16 protein-coding genes are annotated in these 16025 nt (G+C 61.5%); 6 read left to right on the top strand and 10 right to left on the bottom strand.

Translation table 11 applies throughout. The features are described from left to right. Positions 1-148: 148 nt before the first annotated feature. The 8 genes from EOA13_RS05025 to EOA13_RS04990 all read right to left on the bottom strand — a co-directional run bounded on the left by EOA13_RS05025 (position 149) and on the right by EOA13_RS04990 (position 9077). The gene (locus EOA13_RS05025; protein WP_127290198.1) at positions 149-1273 is read right to left on the bottom strand and encodes a DUF2333 family protein; all 1125 of its coding nucleotides are present in this window, start codon (positions 1271-1273) and stop codon (positions 149-151) included. Between the two features lie 187 nt (positions 1274-1460). Then, on the bottom strand, positions 1461-2783 hold the full coding sequence (locus EOA13_RS05020; protein ID WP_127290196.1) for a DUF6638 family protein: 1323 nt from the start codon (positions 2781-2783) through the stop codon (positions 1461-1463). 109 nt (positions 2784-2892) lie between these two features. Next, positions 2893-3309, bottom strand: a complete 417-nt coding sequence (locus tag EOA13_RS05015; protein ID WP_127290194.1) for a DUF559 domain-containing protein — start codon at positions 3307-3309, stop codon at positions 2893-2895. A gap of 128 nt (positions 3310-3437) precedes the next feature. Continuing rightward, the gene (locus EOA13_RS05010) at positions 3438-5348 is read right to left on the bottom strand and encodes an ATP-binding protein (protein WP_127290192.1); all 1911 of its coding nucleotides are present in this window, start codon (positions 5346-5348) and stop codon (positions 3438-3440) included. 24 nt (positions 5349-5372) lie between these two features. After that, positions 5373-6518: a hypothetical protein gene (locus tag EOA13_RS05005; RefSeq protein WP_127290190.1), complete on the bottom strand. Its 1146-nt coding sequence runs from the start codon at positions 6516-6518 to the stop codon at positions 5373-5375. Between the two features lie 31 nt (positions 6519-6549). Then, a complete protein-coding gene (locus EOA13_RS05000) occupies positions 6550-7638 on the bottom strand; it encodes a hypothetical protein (RefSeq protein WP_023809868.1) in 1089 nt (362 codons plus the stop codon). A 311-nt stretch (positions 7639-7949) separates the two neighbouring features. Continuing rightward, positions 7950-8339, bottom strand: coding sequence for a cytochrome c family protein (locus EOA13_RS04995; protein WP_127290188.1), 390 nt, complete (start codon positions 8337-8339; stop codon positions 7950-7952). Positions 8340-8465: 126 nt separating this feature from the next. Beyond that, positions 8466-9077 carry a thymidine kinase gene (locus EOA13_RS04990; protein WP_127290186.1) on the bottom strand — a complete coding sequence of 204 codons (612 nt, stop codon included), beginning with the start codon at positions 9075-9077 and terminating at the stop codon, positions 8466-8468. 257 nt (positions 9078-9334) lie between these two features. On the opposite strand from EOA13_RS04990, the gene EOA13_RS04985 reads away from it, so the two are divergent. The 3 genes from EOA13_RS04985 to choV all read left to right on the top strand — a co-directional run bounded on the left by EOA13_RS04985 (position 9335) and on the right by choV (position 12426). Then, positions 9335-10270, top strand: coding sequence for a choline ABC transporter substrate-binding protein (locus EOA13_RS04985; RefSeq protein WP_127290184.1), 936 nt, complete (start codon positions 9335-9337; stop codon positions 10268-10270). Between the two features lie 123 nt (positions 10271-10393). Continuing rightward, the gene (choW, locus tag EOA13_RS04980; protein ID WP_023809862.1) at positions 10394-11248 is read left to right on the top strand and encodes a choline ABC transporter permease subunit; all 855 of its coding nucleotides are present in this window, start codon (positions 10394-10396) and stop codon (positions 11246-11248) included. Beyond that, positions 11245-12426: a choline ABC transporter ATP-binding protein gene (gene choV / locus EOA13_RS04975; RefSeq protein WP_127290182.1), complete on the top strand. Its 1182-nt coding sequence runs from the start codon at positions 11245-11247 to the stop codon at positions 12424-12426. Before choW ends, choV begins: the two co-directional genes overlap by 4 nt. Positions 12427-12477: 51 nt before the next feature. Here the strand turns inward: choV and EOA13_RS04970 are convergent, their stop codons facing one another. Both EOA13_RS04970 and EOA13_RS04965 read right to left on the bottom strand, forming a co-directional pair. Then, positions 12478-13884, bottom strand: a complete 1407-nt coding sequence (locus EOA13_RS04970; RefSeq protein WP_127257508.1) for an ATP-binding protein — start codon at positions 13882-13884, stop codon at positions 12478-12480. Beyond that, the gene (locus EOA13_RS04965) at positions 13881-14597 is read right to left on the bottom strand and encodes a response regulator transcription factor (protein WP_127290180.1); all 717 of its coding nucleotides are present in this window, start codon (positions 14595-14597) and stop codon (positions 13881-13883) included. Before EOA13_RS04965 ends, EOA13_RS04970 begins: the two co-directional genes overlap by 4 nt. A 252-nt stretch (positions 14598-14849) precedes the next feature. Here EOA13_RS04965 and EOA13_RS04960 point away from each other — a divergent pair, with 252 nt between their 5' ends. The 3 genes from EOA13_RS04960 to EOA13_RS04950 all read left to right on the top strand — a co-directional run bounded on the left by EOA13_RS04960 (position 14850) and on the right by EOA13_RS04950 (position 16006). After that, positions 14850-15152: a hypothetical protein gene (locus EOA13_RS04960; protein WP_023809859.1), complete on the top strand. Its 303-nt coding sequence runs from the start codon at positions 14850-14852 to the stop codon at positions 15150-15152. 39 nt (positions 15153-15191) lie between these two features. Next, positions 15192-15425: a hypothetical protein gene (locus EOA13_RS04955; RefSeq protein ID WP_013529962.1), complete on the top strand. Its 234-nt coding sequence runs from the start codon at positions 15192-15194 to the stop codon at positions 15423-15425. A 215-nt stretch (positions 15426-15640) separates the two neighbouring features. Next, complete coding sequence (locus tag EOA13_RS04950; protein ID WP_127290178.1) at positions 15641-16006, top strand: hypothetical protein; 366 nt, start codon at positions 15641-15643, stop codon at positions 16004-16006. Positions 16007-16025: the final 19 nt, after the last annotated feature.

Below are 16025 nucleotides of genomic sequence, written 5' to 3'. Positions count from 1 at the left end.
GTCATCGGTTCTTCCTGGCTCCGTTGCCGCGCCGTATAGAAGCCAGAGGACACGCCGCGCCGCCGTCTCAAAACAGCCGCACAATGCACGGAATGCGACAGAGGCGACGGCGCAAATTCGCCATCGCCTGGTCCCTAATGGAACAGCGCTACTGCGTCAGAACGTTGCTGATTTCGACCATGTTGGAGCGCACCCTGAGCACATAGAAGCCCATCGTCGTCAGATGCGTCGGCAACAGCCAGCCATCCTCGCGGCCATTAGCGATGATGAAAGGCTGGATCTTCAGCGCCGAAACGAACTGCGAGTCCATCGTGTCCCACAGGTTCTGCAGATGCTTTTCCTTGATGACGTCCTCGAAGTCGGCCTGGGCACCCTTCATAAGGCCGTAATAGCCGTAGAGCTGGCCATAGGCGAACCAGTAGCGGTCGTCGGCGCGGAAGTCGAACCAGCCATTGTTGTGGTTCTCGGCGCGTTCCTTGAGGATCGCCGAAGTCGAGCCGATGTCGGACGAGATGCGGTCGATATATTGCTTCAGATTGTCGGCGCGGGCGTCGAATGTCGCCTGGCAGGTGGCAAGGCGAGCGTTGAAGGAACGCAACATGCGCACGGCATCGCGATAATAGCTCGGTGTCGGCGTCTTGGGGCCGAACGGGTTCAGGCCGAAATACCAGGTCTCCTCGTCGAACTGCAGGTTGCCGCGGGCATTCTGCAGATCGCTGTCGATCTGCGAGGTGGTGCGGACTCGACCGAGATTGTCAGCGAGTTCGGTCGCGGTGCGCCGCACCGCCTGGTTGATGCCGCGCTGGAAGGAGGCCTTGTTGTCCATCCACGGCGTGTTGTCCCAGTCGATGCCGAACAGGCCAAGCTTGTAGAGGATCATCGACGAGATCCAGGCATTCTGGTTGACGTTGAAGTCGGTCAGGTCGGCGGCGATCTGGGCAATGCCGGAGTTGCCGCAGGTCTTGGCGGTGTCGGTGCCGGCGCCGGCGGAGACCTGTTCGCCGGCGGAGACATTGCGCTTCTCGAACGTGTAGGTGTCGGGATAGTTCGGGTTGAAATTGTTCCACCACTGGGTGGCGTAGAAGAAATTGGCGTAGAGGCCGATCAGCACCAGCAGGGCAAGGCCGACCGCCGCCTTGAGGATCCAGCCGCGCTGCGTGTACCAGCGTCCGGCCCACAGGAAGGGCCACAGGATGACGCCGATCAAAAGGCCGATGCCGCGGCCAATCCGCTGGAAAATGCGGGTGAAGAAATTCACGATCGGATCGAGCATGGCTGTGTCACCCCCTCAAAGCATGACGCCAAAAAGTTGCAGGCCTTTTGGATAACATCATGCGCCAAAACAAGAAGTTAGAACGACATAACGATTCATTTCGTTCTAAAGCGCGTCGCGTCGAAACGGATTCATGCGACGCGCTTTAGGTCTTTAGTTTATGCATGTCGTTCTCCCAAAACCGAGGTCACTTTTGGGCGACATGCATTAAGTCAGTCAGGCCGTAGAGGCGTGTGCGAAACGCCACCTTGTCCTTCAAATATGTGGTTTTGAGAACGTCCACAACATGCGATCGCCACGCGTCGCTGAAGCCGCCATAGTCCTCATAAAAGCCGTCCTTGTTGAAGATGTAGCGCGAGACGAAGTCCGACGGTACGAAATCCGAGATCAGCCGGTTGGTCAGCCAGGCGTCGGGGTGGTCAGGCTTGGCGCGGATGACAAGGAAACGTTGCTGCGGGAAGACATCCTCGATCTTGAGGTGGCCGAGTTGGGCGATCTCGCGCTTGGCGGCGTTGAGGAACGGAAAATTGCCGTCTCTGGTGATCAGGTCGGCATGGCTCTGGATCCAGGTCTGTAGCCAGACCTTGTCGACATCGGTCAAATTGCGGTTCGGCTCGGCATCGCGGATCAGCGCGCGCACCACCATCTCGGCCCGGTGCTCGAGATAGCCCGAAGCCTCGACCCAGGAGGCACGCGGCAGCTCGATGCGGCCGGTGGTGGCGAGGAACTTGAACACCTTGTCGGCGTCGTTGATCGAGAGATAGCTGACCTGCCACGGCCGCGAGCGGCGGAAACCGGGGGCGGCCGGATCGCTGATCACCGTCGTTATATCAGGGTCGACGAACACGTAGAGGCCGCCGAAGTGACTGGTCCAGTAGGCATTGTGGCGGAAGATCACCTGGTCGGGCACCAGCGCGTTCTCGCGGATGTCGCCGCAGATCTTGGCAAGCTCCACCATCCGGTTCAGCATGGCGCTGTCGCGCCAGGCATCGGGCTCCTGCTTCAGCCGGTCCACGAGCTTGCCGAGTTCGGCGGCCTTGCCCAGCACATCCTCGGCCGACAGCACCTTGAATTCGACCTGGCTGATCGACAGCAAATCCTCGATGTCGTTGACCTTGGGAATGGAATCCTCGATCTCGCCGTAGATGACGTCCTTGATCGTCAGCGCATCGATGGCGCGCCGGTTCCTGGACATGAACTCGAACATCAGTTGCGAGGTGTTGGAGAAGGCGGTGTGCACCACCGGCAGGTCGATCTGCGACGGCGTCAGGATGATGAAACGGCGGTTGACCTCGTTGGGATCGAGATAGTCATAATCATCGCATTCCTCGGCCACTTCAGGCGAGAAGCCGGTGCGGTCGATCTGGAAGCTCTTCAGCTTGGTCGGCTTCAAGCCGAACGCGGCGAGCGCTTTGTTGTAGCGCTGGATCAGATGCGGCTCGTCGACCGTCAGCAACCGGCCGTAGATCAGCTCATTGTCGCGCAGAAGATCGGGCTTCTTGGTGGTCATGTGGAAGGCTCCGAGGAGCTTTGCTTAGAGGGACGAAGCGCCAACGCTGACGCCCCCCTCTCCCCGTTCTTCACGGGGAGAGGGTAAGGGTGAGGGGCGGCGCTAACGGTCAAGAACATGCCTCCCCATAGCCTTTGGCGGCAACAAATCGAAGCTCATGCGTTTCGATATGGCGTTCAAGACGTCCCCCGATCGCGGCCAGTATGGTGTCAAGCACAGCTTCCCGATCCTTCAAGACGTCGACATTCCAGAAGCGGAGGACTGACCAATCATTTGAAACCATGAAGCGATCCCTGGCCTGATCATACTTGTTGCCGGCATGCTGACTGCCATCGACTTCGATAACTAGCTGGCACTCCCTGCAGGCAAAATCGGCAAAGTAGCTGCCTATCGGAAACTGCCGCACGAATTTATGGCCGTTCAGTCTGCGGTCACGCAATTCGAGCCAAAGGGCGTTTTCAGCATCATTGTCCGACTGACGCAGACGTCTCGCTCGACCCGTTGTCTCGATTTCTGGTCCACGCATGCGCTGCCCCTCACCCTTACCCTCTCCCCGTGAAGAACGGGGAGAGGGGGGCGTCAGCGTTGGAGCCTTGTTCTTCGGCGCCGCGATTGCAACCTGTCCACTGATGGCGAGGATTCTCAAACGGAACGTCACGCATTCCACAGCCCCTTCTTCTTCATCTCCTCCATCTCGCGCGCGGCCCGTTCGCGCAGGCGGGCGTCGCGCAGCAGCTTTTGGACGGCGGAGTCGTCGGACTTGTCGGAGTAGCGGAACTCCGAGTCGGCGTAGCGGTTGATCTCCTGCATGACCATGTCCATCGAGAACGGCCCGCGCAGTTCCTCGATCATCGCTTTCTTCTCGTCGTAGCCCTTGTGCATGAAGACTTCCGGCTTCTCGAACCAGTCGTCGGGAAGCTCGATGTCCATGGCGCGCATCTTGATGGCGTCGGTGACGTTCTTGATGGCACGGCCGGTGAAGCGCGGCTCGGCATCCTTGATCAGGTGCAGATAGGTGCCGATATCGGCCATCGATTTCGGCGCGCCGTTCTCCCTCATGTAGCGCTCGTAGACCTTGATCAGACCGTCTTCCCGCGGCTTCTCGTGTTCCTCATAGGCCTCGGTCACGGCGCGCTGGATTTCCTGCGCGGCGTAGAGATTGTGGTCGCCGAGCGGGATCTTGTGGTTCTTGCCGGCAAGCAGCACGAAGATGTCGATGTAGTCGTCGCGCGACTGCGGTCCATCGACCAGCCAGCGGGCGCCGGCGCGCTGGCGCAGCGCGTCGTCGACATTTTCGGGATAGTTGGAGAACATGCCGAACGAGCAGTTGCCGCGCACCACGGTGGCGGCGCCGGCGAAGGCATCCATCAAAACGCCGGTGATTTCCTGCTGGCCGGCCGATGCCCGGTCATCCGAGCGCCTGGCGGCCACCTGGTCGATGTCGTCGACGGTGCCGAAGCCGATGACGCGCGGGTTCAGCACATTGTTGATGAACTGGCGGCAGTTCTGGCCCGACTTGCCCTGATAGGACGAGATCTGGTCGACGCCGAAATTCTCATAGGCGAAGGGATAGCCGGCGACCTGGCAGTAGCCGTTGACCAGGCCGGCGATCATCTGGATCAGCGTCGTCTTGCCGGTGCCGGGCGCGCCGTCGCCGATGAAGGTGAACAGGAAGCCGCCGAGTTCGACGAACGGATTGAGTTCGCGCTCGAAGTCGTAGGCCATCAGCATCTTGGCGAGCTTGACCGACTGGTATTTGGCGATGTGGTTGCCGACGACCTCTTCCGGCTTCTTGAATGTCATCACCAGCGGTTTTGAACGCTTGCCCGGCGCGACGTCGAAACCATCGAGGGTGAAATCGTCGGCATCGATACGGATATGCGCGTTCTCGAACGGGCCGATGCCGTCGAAGCGGCCCTTGCGCGCCAGAAGCCCGTCGATGGCGACGCGGGCAAAGGCACGCGCTCTGGTCATCAAATCGGCGTCGTCGGACGAGCCTGAGATCGCCTTGTCGAGGCCGGCGAGGATCGACTTCACTGCATCCTGCGGCGTGTCGAACAGGAAGTCCGGCTCGGGACTGTCGTTGGGCGCCTCGCCGTCGCTGTCGATCAGCTGGAACAGGTAGGAGGCGAGGCTGAAGGCCGAAATGTAAGCCGAGGCCGACAGAAGCTTCTTGAAGGTAGACGCCTCGTCGCCTTCGAGCGGCGCGCGGGTGTTCTTGGCCTGCAGACTTTCAAGGTCCGAGCCCTCGGCAAAGACGTCCGATATTGCCAGCGCGATCGCCGTGCCGCGCCGGGCGCGAAACAGGAGCGTGTGCTGCGGGATGGTCAGCAGCTGATCATCGGGATGAACGGCGCCGACGGTCTTCGACAGCTCGACCTCGCGCGTGCGCCGCACCGAACCGACCGAGACGGTCGAGACGAAGCGGCGGTTGGTTCCGGCAAGTGCTGTGCCGGAGGAGCTAGACGGGTCCTCCAGCACGACGACACGGGTGATGAAGCTCTGCGCGGTAGCGCGGTGCTTCTCGATGGCGGCTTCCGGGATGGTGGTCAGGCCGGTATCCATGAAGGGTGCTCCGTGGTGTGACGGTCAGACGTCTGAGATGACCTGTCCGTTGGACAGGATGTGAACCTTGTAGCCGGCAAAGACCTTTTGCGCCTCGCCGGCGGCGTAGAGCGCCTGATAGGCCTCGTGCGGGATCAGCGCGTGGTTTTCATAGCTCGACACGCCCTGGCGCGCGGCTTCCAGATCGTCGGTGTTGATGAAGAATTCCTGCGTCGTCTTCTCGCTGGAAAACAGGCCCTTGCGGCCGGGCTTTTCGGCCTTGGAATAGACCTCCTGGATAGTCCAGGTCAAAAGCCAGGCATTTTCGGGCTTGCGCACCTTGGCGAGTACCTCGGTCACCGTCGAATTGTTGTCGGTAATGCCAGCCGAATAGAACGGGCCGAGCACGACGCGGCGCAGCTGCTTGGGGTGCAGCGGCTCGAAATCCTTGTCGAGATTGACTGCGATGGTCGCCGGCGACAGCGTATAGGCGGAATTCTTCTCGGTGAAATCGTCGAAACGATGGGCAAGCTCGGGATTGAGCAGGCCATCGACCGGCAGCGGAATGTCGATCGTCTCGTTCAGCTTGCCGTTTCTGTCGACGAGCTGGCGGATCATCGCTTCGGAGGAATCCTCCACCGTCACCATGTAGACTAGCGGCAGGTTGGCGCTGCCGTCGAACGTCGCCCAGTGGACGAGATAATAGGGGCGTCCCGTCTTCGGATTGACCGAGACCTTGGCCGTTTGTGCCAGGGTGAACGGGCCGAAGGTGTTTTCGCTTTTCACGTCCTCGAGATAGAGCCGCTCGGCCATCGACTTCTGCAGCGCTTCCGGGAATTCCTTGTGGCGCAGGATGAAGTCGGCCATTTCCTCGCGCAACTCGCCGGCCAGCGGAATGTTGGCAAGCCGCGCATCGGCCTGGCGGCGGTCGTTTTCCAGCTCGAGCAGGTTCTGGAACACCGGAAATCCGCTTTCGGCGCGCGAAATGCGGAACGTGTCCATAAAGCCCAGCCGGTTGCGCCAGCAGGAAAACGACTTGTCGAGCCGCGCGATGTATTCGGCGACGATCTTGGCGACGATGCCATGCCGGTAAAGCGGCGAGCGATCGTCGCGCATGAACACTTCAAGGCCGCTCAGCGCGGCCATGATGGCGGAGAAATATCGTGCAGCCGCTTCGTTTTCGGGGGTCATGCCTGTGCGCTCGCGGGCAGTCCTGTCACCCCTAAGACTGCACGTAGTTTGCCGAATTGTGCTTCTTCAGCACCTCGTCGAAGCGGCGGGCAAAGGCATCGTCGGCCAGCTTCTTGCGGCGCTGGATGTCTGCGGTGGCGACCATGTTCTTCTCGTGCATCTCGAGCAGGTCGCCGATGTGCTTTTGCGAAGCGGCACCGATGCCGGCCATGGTTTCCTCGGCGGTGTTGTCGACCCGGCTGCCCAGCGTGTTGATCTTGTGGGCGACGTCCTGTTGGGCAGCGGTCTTCAGCGAATCTTCCAGCGCCTTGTAGAGCACGATGCGCTGCTCGGTATCGATGGTCAGTTTGTTGATCAGCGTCGATTGCGCGGCTATCTGGTTGTTGAGCGAATCGACGAAGGTCTGGAACATCGAGGTGTAGCGCTCGAGCGTCTGGCTCTCGGCCAGCAGCTCCTGCTCCTTGGCCTGCTTTTCGTTGTATTCCGTCGCCAGCTTGGAGCGTTCGCCTTCGAGCTGCGTGCGATCCTTCTGGCTGGTCGAAGCGGCGATCTTGTTTTCGATGTCGAGCAGCATCGGGTTGAGCTCCTCGATGCGCTTCTGCACGGCTTCGAGGTTGGTCATGGTGGTCTTGCGGCGCTCGATCACCTGCGACAGGCTGGTTTCCGAGGTCTTGTAGCGTTGGTCGAGGACCTCTTTCTGCGCCTTCAATATGCCGACGATGGTGTCGGATTTGACCAGCAGTTCCTGCAGATTGCCGGCCAGCGACATGTTGCGGACGCGGTCGGTGCGCATGCGCTGCTTGCTCTGGCTGGAGAAGATGCCGATGAATTTTTCCCAGCCGGTGTAGTTCTTCATGCTCTCGAACTCGGCGCCGAAGACGTTGGTGGCGTCCTCCAGCCCGATGATCAGGTCGGCAATGTTGCCTTCCATCACCTTCTGCTGCTTCAGCACATCCTCGATGCGGGCGTTCTCGAGGTCGAAATTTGCGTCGCCGATCTTCTTGTCTGATGTGGCAAGCGTATCAAGCATGGTGCCGGATTGCTCGATCTTGGAGCGCATGTCCTGCACGACCTGCTTGGTCTTGGCAATTTCGGCGTCGAAATTCTGCAATGTCGCCATTGGGGCCTCCCGCTTCGGCATGACGTCGCTGGTCGCGAACAGCGGCGAATATATGTGGGGCATCAGGGGATTGAAAGACGTGAAGATAAGGGCGGCGTGAAAACAAAAAAATTCGTCAGGGTCTTGAAAGCCAGTGAAGGCGTGGGCTTAGCGTGATTAGCTTGCCGACCAGCTATAGTTCAGCTGTCATTGAACTTTCATGCGGCAAGGCGAAGGCGCACGGATGCCTTTGTATTGGGCAAACCGCCGAAGCAATCGCGGCCGCGATATGCGAGGAGAATGCCGGCTTTACAGAGCTGACGAACAGCGGATCAGGGCTTGGGATCGGCCTTCAGATAGGCAATGACATTGGCGATGTCGTCGTCTTTGGCCAGGCCGGCAAACGCCATCTTGTTGCCGGGCACTTTCAGCTTGGGTGCTCTGAGATACTCGGCGAGATTGGCTTCATCCCAGACCAGGCCGGCGGCGCCGGCACTCTTCATCGCCTCGGAATAGCGGCCAAGAAAACTCTCCGCACTTCCGGCGGTGCGGCCAACGACGCCCAACAGATGCGGACCGACCTTGTCGCGGTCGGTGGCTGCTTCATGGCAGGCCATGCACCGGTTGAAGGCCTTCTTGCCCAGGGTTGGATCACCGCCAGCATGGGCGGCAAGCGAGGTGGCAAGGAGAAGAATGCTGGCGAACGAAGCGGCTCGAAACATGGCTGACCCCGGAGAGCTCTGGCTGGCGGCCTTATAGGGCCGAGGCCTTAAGAAACGCTGCACCGCGGCGGGATTGCGGAAAGATGCGCGATCCCGCTGCACCGGCCGGGCCGACGCCGCTCCCCGTCAACCCTTGATAAAGCCGATGAAGTCGTCGGGCGCGGCGCGGCCCATCTCTTCCTCCCAGTGGCGGCGGCAGAGCGAGACATAGACGTCCTTGCCGATCGCCACCTGCTCGCCCTGGCGCGCCACCTTGCCGTCGGGGCCAAGGCGCACGACCATCGTCGCCTTGCGGCCGCAGCGGCAGATGGTGCGCACTTCGCGCAGATCGTCGGCGATGGCCAGCAGCGCGCGCGAGCCGGAAAACAGATTGCCCTGGAAATCGGTGCGCAGGCCGTAGCACATGACCGGAATGTTCAGCCGGTCGGCGATGCGGGCGAGCTGCCAGACCTGCTCTTCCTCGAGGAACTGCGCCTCGTCGACGAACACGCAATGCACATTCGTGTGCGCGTGGTGATCGGCGACGCGAGCGAACAGATCATCGCCGTCGCGGAACATCTCGGCTTCCGTCTCCAGGCCGATGCGCGACGAGATCAGGCCGGTGTCGCCCTTGCGGTAGTGGCCGGCGACGAACAGCATCGTGCCCATGCCGCGCTCGCGATAATTGTAAGAGGCCTGCAAGAGCATTGTCGTCTTGCCGGCGTTCATAGTCGCGTAGTGGAAGTAAAGCTTGGCCATGCCGCTCTTTTAAGCCGACTTGCCCTGATACGGGGAGGGGCGGTCGCCCGCATTCCCCTGAAAAAGCCGGCCCGTCTTCGAAAAAACCGTCAGGCATGGCAAAAGCGCCTGATGTGTCGCTGATTGGCCAGCCCGCGCCGTTGATCGTGATTGTCTTAATGCTTGAAACCACACCAGAATGGTGTTTGGCTGACGAAACAAGGCGGGCAGAGAAACCGTAGCTACGCTTCGCCAAGAATCACAATGGGAGACTGTCTATGTCGCGTATGAACTCTTTCGTCGCCGGCCTCGGCCTGGCGGCTTTTTTGTCCACCAGCGCTGCCTTTGCCGGCGATCCGGCGAGCTGCAAGGCGGTGCGCCTTTCTGATGTCGGCTGGACCGACATCCAGGCGACGACCGGCGTCGCCTCCGTGCTGCTGACCGCGCTCGGCTATGAGCCGCAGACGATCCAGCTGTCGGTGCCGGTGACCATGGCGTCGCTGAAGAACAAGGATCTCGACGTGTTCCTCGGCAACTGGATGCCGTCGATGACCAACGACATCAAGGACTATACCGCCGATGGCTCGGTAGAGACGATCAGCACCAACCTGACCGGCGCCGGCTACGGCATCGTCGTGCCGACCTATGTTGCTGACGCCGGCGTGAAATCGCTGACCGATATCGGCAAGTTCAAGGACAAGTTCAACGGCAAGATCTATGGCATCGAGGCCGGCAATGATGGTAACCGCATCATCCTCGACATGATCAAGAACCCGAAGGACAATCTCGAAGGTTTCGAGCTGGTCGAATCCTCGGAGGCTGGCATGCTGACGCAGGCCGAGCAGTCGATCAAGAGCAATGAGTGGATCGCGTTCCTCGGCTGGACGCCGCATCCGGTGATGGGTGCCATGAAGATCACCTATCTCGATGGCATGGGCGACAGCGGCTTTGGCGCAGCCACCGTGCATACCAATGTGCGCAAGGGTTACACCACCGAGTGCCCGAATGCCGGCAAATTCATCGCCAACCTAAAGTTCAATCTCGACATGGAAGGCGAGATAATGGACGCGATCCTCAAGGGCGCCGATGCCAATACGGCTGCGACCGACTGGCTCAAGAAGCATCCGGACGCGGTTGCTCCGTGGATTGCCGGCGTGACCACTTTCGATGGCGGCGACGCGGCTGCAGCCGTGAAGACTGCGCTCGGAAGCTGAGCAGGTCTTGCGTTCGGCGTGACCGATCAAGAAGGGCAGTCACTGTAGAAAGGGCTGCCCTTTTTCATATCCTGTGACAAGATGACCGTCCGGCAAGGACGGCGACTGTCAAAGAGGGGCAAGATGGATCCGATTTCAAAATTCTTTGTCAGTTACAAGATCCCTATAGGCGAATGGGGCAAAGCGTTCTTCACCTTCCTTACCGACAATTTCAACACCTTCTTCCGCGGTCTCTCCGGCGGTTTGAATTTCCTGCTCGACGGAGTGGTCGACACGCTGCTGCTGGTACCGCCGGTCCTTCTCATCGCGCTGATTGCACTGCTTGCCTATTATCTGCAGCGATCGAGAGGCTTGGCCGTGGCTGTCTTTCTCGGGTTGCTGTTCATCCTCAACCAGAACCTCTGGAAGCAGACGGTAGAAACGCTGGTGCTGGTGGTTGCCGCCGCCGCCGTCTCGATGGCCATCGGTGTGCCACTCGGTATCTGGGCGGCGCACAAGCCGAAGGTCTATCGCGTCATGCTGCCGGTGCTCGATTTGATGCAGACGTTGCCGACCTTCGTCTACCTGATCCCGGTGCTGACGCTGTTCGGCCTCGGCAATGCGCCCGGCCTCATCGTCACCATCATCTTCGTCATCCCGACCGCGGTTCGTCTCACGCATCTCGGCGTTGTCTCGGTGCCGAAGTCGATCGTCGAAGCCGGCGAGGCGTTCGGCGCCACCAAGAGCCAGTTGCTGTGGAAGGTGGAGCTGCCCTCGGCGCTGCCCACCATCATGGCCGGTCTGACGCAGTCCATCATGCTGTCGCTGTCGATGGTGGTGTTTGCCGCACTGATAGGCGCCGGGGGCCTCGGCACCGAAATCAACCGGGCGCTGGGTTCGCGCAAGATCGACCTCGGGCTTGAGGCGGGCCTCGCCATCGTCGTCTTGGCCATCGTGCTCGACCGGATGACCCGCATCGCCGTTGGAGGCAAGAAATGACCGTCGCCGTCGATTTCCGGAACGTCGATATCGTCTTCGGCGCCGACCAGGCCGGATCGCTGAAGATGATCGACGCCGGAGCCAGCCGCGCCGAGATCCTCGACAAGACCGGCAATGTACTGGGTTGCGCCGGCGCCAGCCTGACCGTGAACGAGGGCGAAATCTCCGTGCTGATGGGTCTCTCCGGTTCGGGCAAGTCGACATTGCTGCGGGCGGTCAACCGGCTCAACGTGGTGTCGCGCGGCCAGGTGCTGGTCAAGGATGGCGACAAAACCGTCGACGTCGTCACCTGCGACGAGGCGACCCTGCGGCGCCTGCGCCAGAAACAGGTGGCGATGGTGTTCCAGCAGTTCGGCCTTTTGCCCTGGCGTACGGTGGAGGAGAATGTCGGTCTCGGCCTCGAACTCGCCGGCGTACCGGAAGCCGAGCGCAAGGAGCGCGTGCAACGCCAGCTCAAGCTGGTCAATCTCGACCAGTGGTCGAAGAAATACGCGCATGAGCTGTCGGGCGGCATGCAGCAGCGCGTCGGCCTGGCGCGGGCCTTCGCCACTGAGGCGCCGATCCTGCTGATGGACGAGCCGTTCTCGGCGCTCGACCCGCTGATCCGCACCAAGCTGCAGGACGAATTGCTGCAACTGCAGGCCGAGTTGAAGAAGACCATCATCTTCGTCAGCCACGACCTCGAGGAGGCGCTGAAGATTGGCTCCCACATCACCATCATGGAGGGTGGGCGCATCGTGCAAACCGGCGCGCCGGAGGACATCGTGCTGCGGCCTGCCAACGACTATGTCCGCGACTTCATCGCCAATGTGAACCCGCTGTCGGTGCTGACCGCCTGGAACGTGATGCGCGACCGTCGCGATCTGGAGCACGGCAAGGACGGCTGGGTGTGGCTCGACCGCCGCAAGACGACGCGCTTCAAGATCGACGATCACGGGCTGGTGGCGGCGGCCGAACGCGACGGCAAGCCGGCGGTGTGGGTGTCGTGCGCCGACGTCGAAGGCCAGCCCGAGGAAGTAGCGCAGGTGTTCTGGGCCAATCCGGGCACCTCGCTGAAAACCGTCATGCTGGCCATGCACCGCTCGCAGACAGCACCCGTGGCGCTGTTCGACGACCAGTCGCGCTTCGTCGGCGCCATCGGCATCCGCGATGTGCTGAGCGCGGTGCTGCGGCGGTAACGCCAAATTCGTGGACGCCGCCGCGGGCAGCGGAGGCTGCTTGAATGCTTTTTAAGCCGCCAGCGGCAGGCGCAGTTGGGTCAGCAGGCCACCGCCCGGGTTGTTGGACAGTCGGATCTCGCCACCTGCGGCGCGCGCGATGTTGCGGGCAATGGTCAGGCCGAGGCCCAGACCGCCGGTCTGGCGGTTGCGCGATTGTTCGAGGCGCACGAACGAGCCGAACACGGCGTCGATCTGTGCCTGCGGTATCCCGGGCCCTTCATCGCGGATGGTGAGCAGGATCATGTCTTCCGACCGGCGCAGCGAAAGATGCGCCTTCTTGCCGTAGGTGACCGCGTTCTGCACCAGATTGGTGACGCAGCGCTTGAGCGCGACCGGCCGCGCCATGCAGATCAGGCCGCGCGAACGGGTCTCGTCGTCGAACGACACGTCGTCATAGCCGTCGGCGATCGATTCCACGAGCGACCAGAAATCGATGCGTTCGTTCTTTTCCTCGGTCACTTCGAAGGTGGCGAAGTCGATCACCGAGCTGGCGATGCTCTCGACGTCGGCGAGGTCGTGCGCCAGGGCCTCACGGACCGCCGATTTGCGCAACAGCTCCAGGCGCAGGCGCATCCTGGTCATCGGCGTGCGCAGATCATGCGCCAGTGCCGCCGCCAGATGTTCGCGGTCCTCGACATATTCGCGCAACCTCGCCTGCATGGCGTTGATCGCCTTGGCGGCGGCTCGCACTTCGCGGCTGCCGCTCTCGGCGATCGGTGGGCTCTTCAGATCCTTGCCGATCCGGTTCACGGCGGTTTCCATCATCCGGTAGGGCGCCGTCAGCCGGCGCAGCGACCAGATCGACATGATCACCACCAGCCCTGCGATCAGCGAATAAAGCGGCAGGCTGTCGAAGCTCAGGATCGGGCCGACGGGCGTGATCGGTTCGGTGAAGTTCAGCCATTGGCCGTCGGCGAAGCGCAGCGACGCCGTCAGCTTGTCGCTCTGAGCGAAGTCGGCGGCCAGCACCAGAAGGTCACGCTCGACCTGTCCGATGTCGGGTCCCGGCGCCGTGCCGTCCGCGTCATCGGCCTCGCGCGTCGCCGGATCGCGGCGCACGCGTGCATCGGTGATGCCGAATTTCGACAGCCGGCCAACGAGGATGTCTTCGAGTTCGGCCAGTTCGTCGTCGCCGGCGATCGACGAAGTGACCGCCGGCGTGTCCGAAACGGTGAGCGCGTAGGTGGAGTTGAACAGGCCGGTCGCCGTCGCCTTGCGCTCGTCCGGACTGGCGTCATGCATGAGCTGCACCAGCGAGAAGGCACGGTCGTTGAGCCGGTAGAGGTCGACGACGTCGTTGGCGGCGGCGCGGTCGCGCGACACGATGTAAAGGGTCGCGACCTGGCTGATCAGCAGGCCGGCAATGACGATCAGCAGCACCCAGACAGGCAAGGTCTGCGGCAGGAAACGTCTCATTCGGAGGTCGTCTCGGGCAGGAACTGGTAGCCGCCGCTGCGCACGGTCAGGATCAGCTTGGGCGTCTTCGGGTCGTCCTCCATCTTGCGCCGCAACCGGCTGACCAGGATGTCGATGCTGCGGTCGAAGGAATAATCGCTGTCGCCGCCGGACAGCTCGATGAGCTGGTCGCGGGTCAGCACGCGCTGCGCGCTCTTGACGAAGGTCTGCAGCAGGTTGAATTCGGCCATGGTCAGTTCGACCCTGACATCGTCGGGTGCGATCAGCCGGCGCCGAGCACAATCCATCGTCCAGCCGGCGAAGCGGTAAATCTGCTTGGTGGTGGCGCGCTTAGGCTCGGCGGTGCCATTGCGCCTGAGCACGGCGCGGATACGCGCCAAAAGCTCGCGCGGATCGAATGGTTTGGGCACATAGTCGTCGGCGCCCATTTCCAGGCCGACGACGCGGTCGGTCGTCTCGGTGACGGCGGTCAGCATGATGATCGGCGTCGAATACTGGGCGCGCAGGTCGCGGCACAGTTCCAGCCCGCTTTTGCCGGGCAGCATCACGTCGAGGACGATGAGGTCCACCTGGACGCGCCGCAGGATGGTCTCCATCTCGATGCCGTCGGCGGCAACCGAGGTGTGCAGGCCCCGCTTCTGGAAGAATTCCTGCAGCAGGTCGCGGATACCCTTGTCGTCGTCGACGATCAGTATGTGTGCGTCGGATTTCACAGCAGCCCTGTCATTGTTGCCAAGCCCTTCTGTCTTTGATTGCCAAGCCCTTCTGTCGCAACCCACACGATAGAATTCAGGCCATATGTTGGCCAGTGGCTATGATGGGTTCACAGCGGCTTTCTCAGACACACTCCAGAAACAAAATTCTACAGTTCAGAAAAACTCCTGAAAAATTTCAAGGGCATAACTGGTCTCGTGGCGGTCAGGTCATCGGCTGCGACGCTAGTCTCCGGGTTTACGGATAAACCGATGCCAAGATTGTCGATCAGTTTGTTGGGTGCGTTGCTGGGCTTCTGCCTGGTCACTGCCGCTGTCGGACAATCGGACGCAAAGGTGACGCTCACAACCCGGAGCGAACGGTGCGCCAATCTTAGCCACCAATTTGATGAAGCCCTCGAAACCCATGCCACGGCAACGCAGGTCACCGCGGCAAAGGCACTTCAGAGAAAGGGCAACCGGTACTGCGCCGCCAAGAAACAGGCGCAGGGCATCCGGATGCTCGCCAGTGCTTTGAAGCTGCTTGGAGTGACGCCGAACGACCCGGTTCAGTAACACTCCGAAACTTGACCCGCATAAAAAGGAAACGAAGCCATGAAAAAGTCCATCCTCTCCGCAACCGGTCTCGCCGTCGCTCTCGCCTTCGCGATGCCGGCTCTCGGCAACGCCGCCGCCACCACGACCGCTGCTCCGGCTGCTTCGACGACCACCGCTCCGGCGACTGCCGCTCCGGCCAAGGCTGCTCCGAAGAAGGTCGTCAAGAAGACCGTCAAGAAGCACAAGAAGGCTGCCGAGAAGGCCGTCAAGAAGGACGCCCCCAAGACGTAATAAGGTCCGGCACAAAATGCCGGCCTGTTGACCAAGGCCGCTCCAGCTGGTTTCGGCTGGAGCGGCCTTCTTCCTGTCCGAACCGCTGAAGCCCTGACATTGGCGATGAAGCGGGTCGATGGTTCAACCGATCTTTGGCGAAGTCTGGCACCGGCAGCTTCCGCCTCGACTGACACTTAACCCGTTTGCAACGCCGGCCGTGTAGGACAATCCGCATGAAGAAGCGGCTTTCGTCCATTTTGCGCTCGATGGTGATCGGCGGCCTGGTTGCCACCGGCGTCGCCAGGGTGCTGATCTTGTTCACCGCCAGCCCGGTGCCCGATCCGGCCAGCGGACGCACCGAGCCTTCGCTATTCGCGCCGGCGATTTCCACCAACTGGGACTACATCACGCCGGCACAGACCTGGCTGCTGGTCGTGCTGACAGGCGCGACGCTGATCTGCGTCGCCGCATGGCCGATCGCGGCCTGGCTGGAACGCCGGGCGGATGCCGGTGGAAACCGCTTTCGCCCCGATATGCCGTCGGCCACGGCCGCGCGGCAGATTCCGAGCCGCCGCATGTTCGGCCGTCAGGACCGTTGAACGGCAACCGACACTTTCC

It is taken from the genome of Mesorhizobium sp. M7A.F.Ca.US.011.01.1.1, assembly GCF_003998295.1.
In the GTDB taxonomy this organism is placed as follows: Bacteria; Pseudomonadota; Alphaproteobacteria; order Rhizobiales; family Rhizobiaceae; genus Mesorhizobium.
Note: the sequence above shows the minus strand (reverse complement) of the source record. Positions and strands in the feature narration are given on the sequence as shown.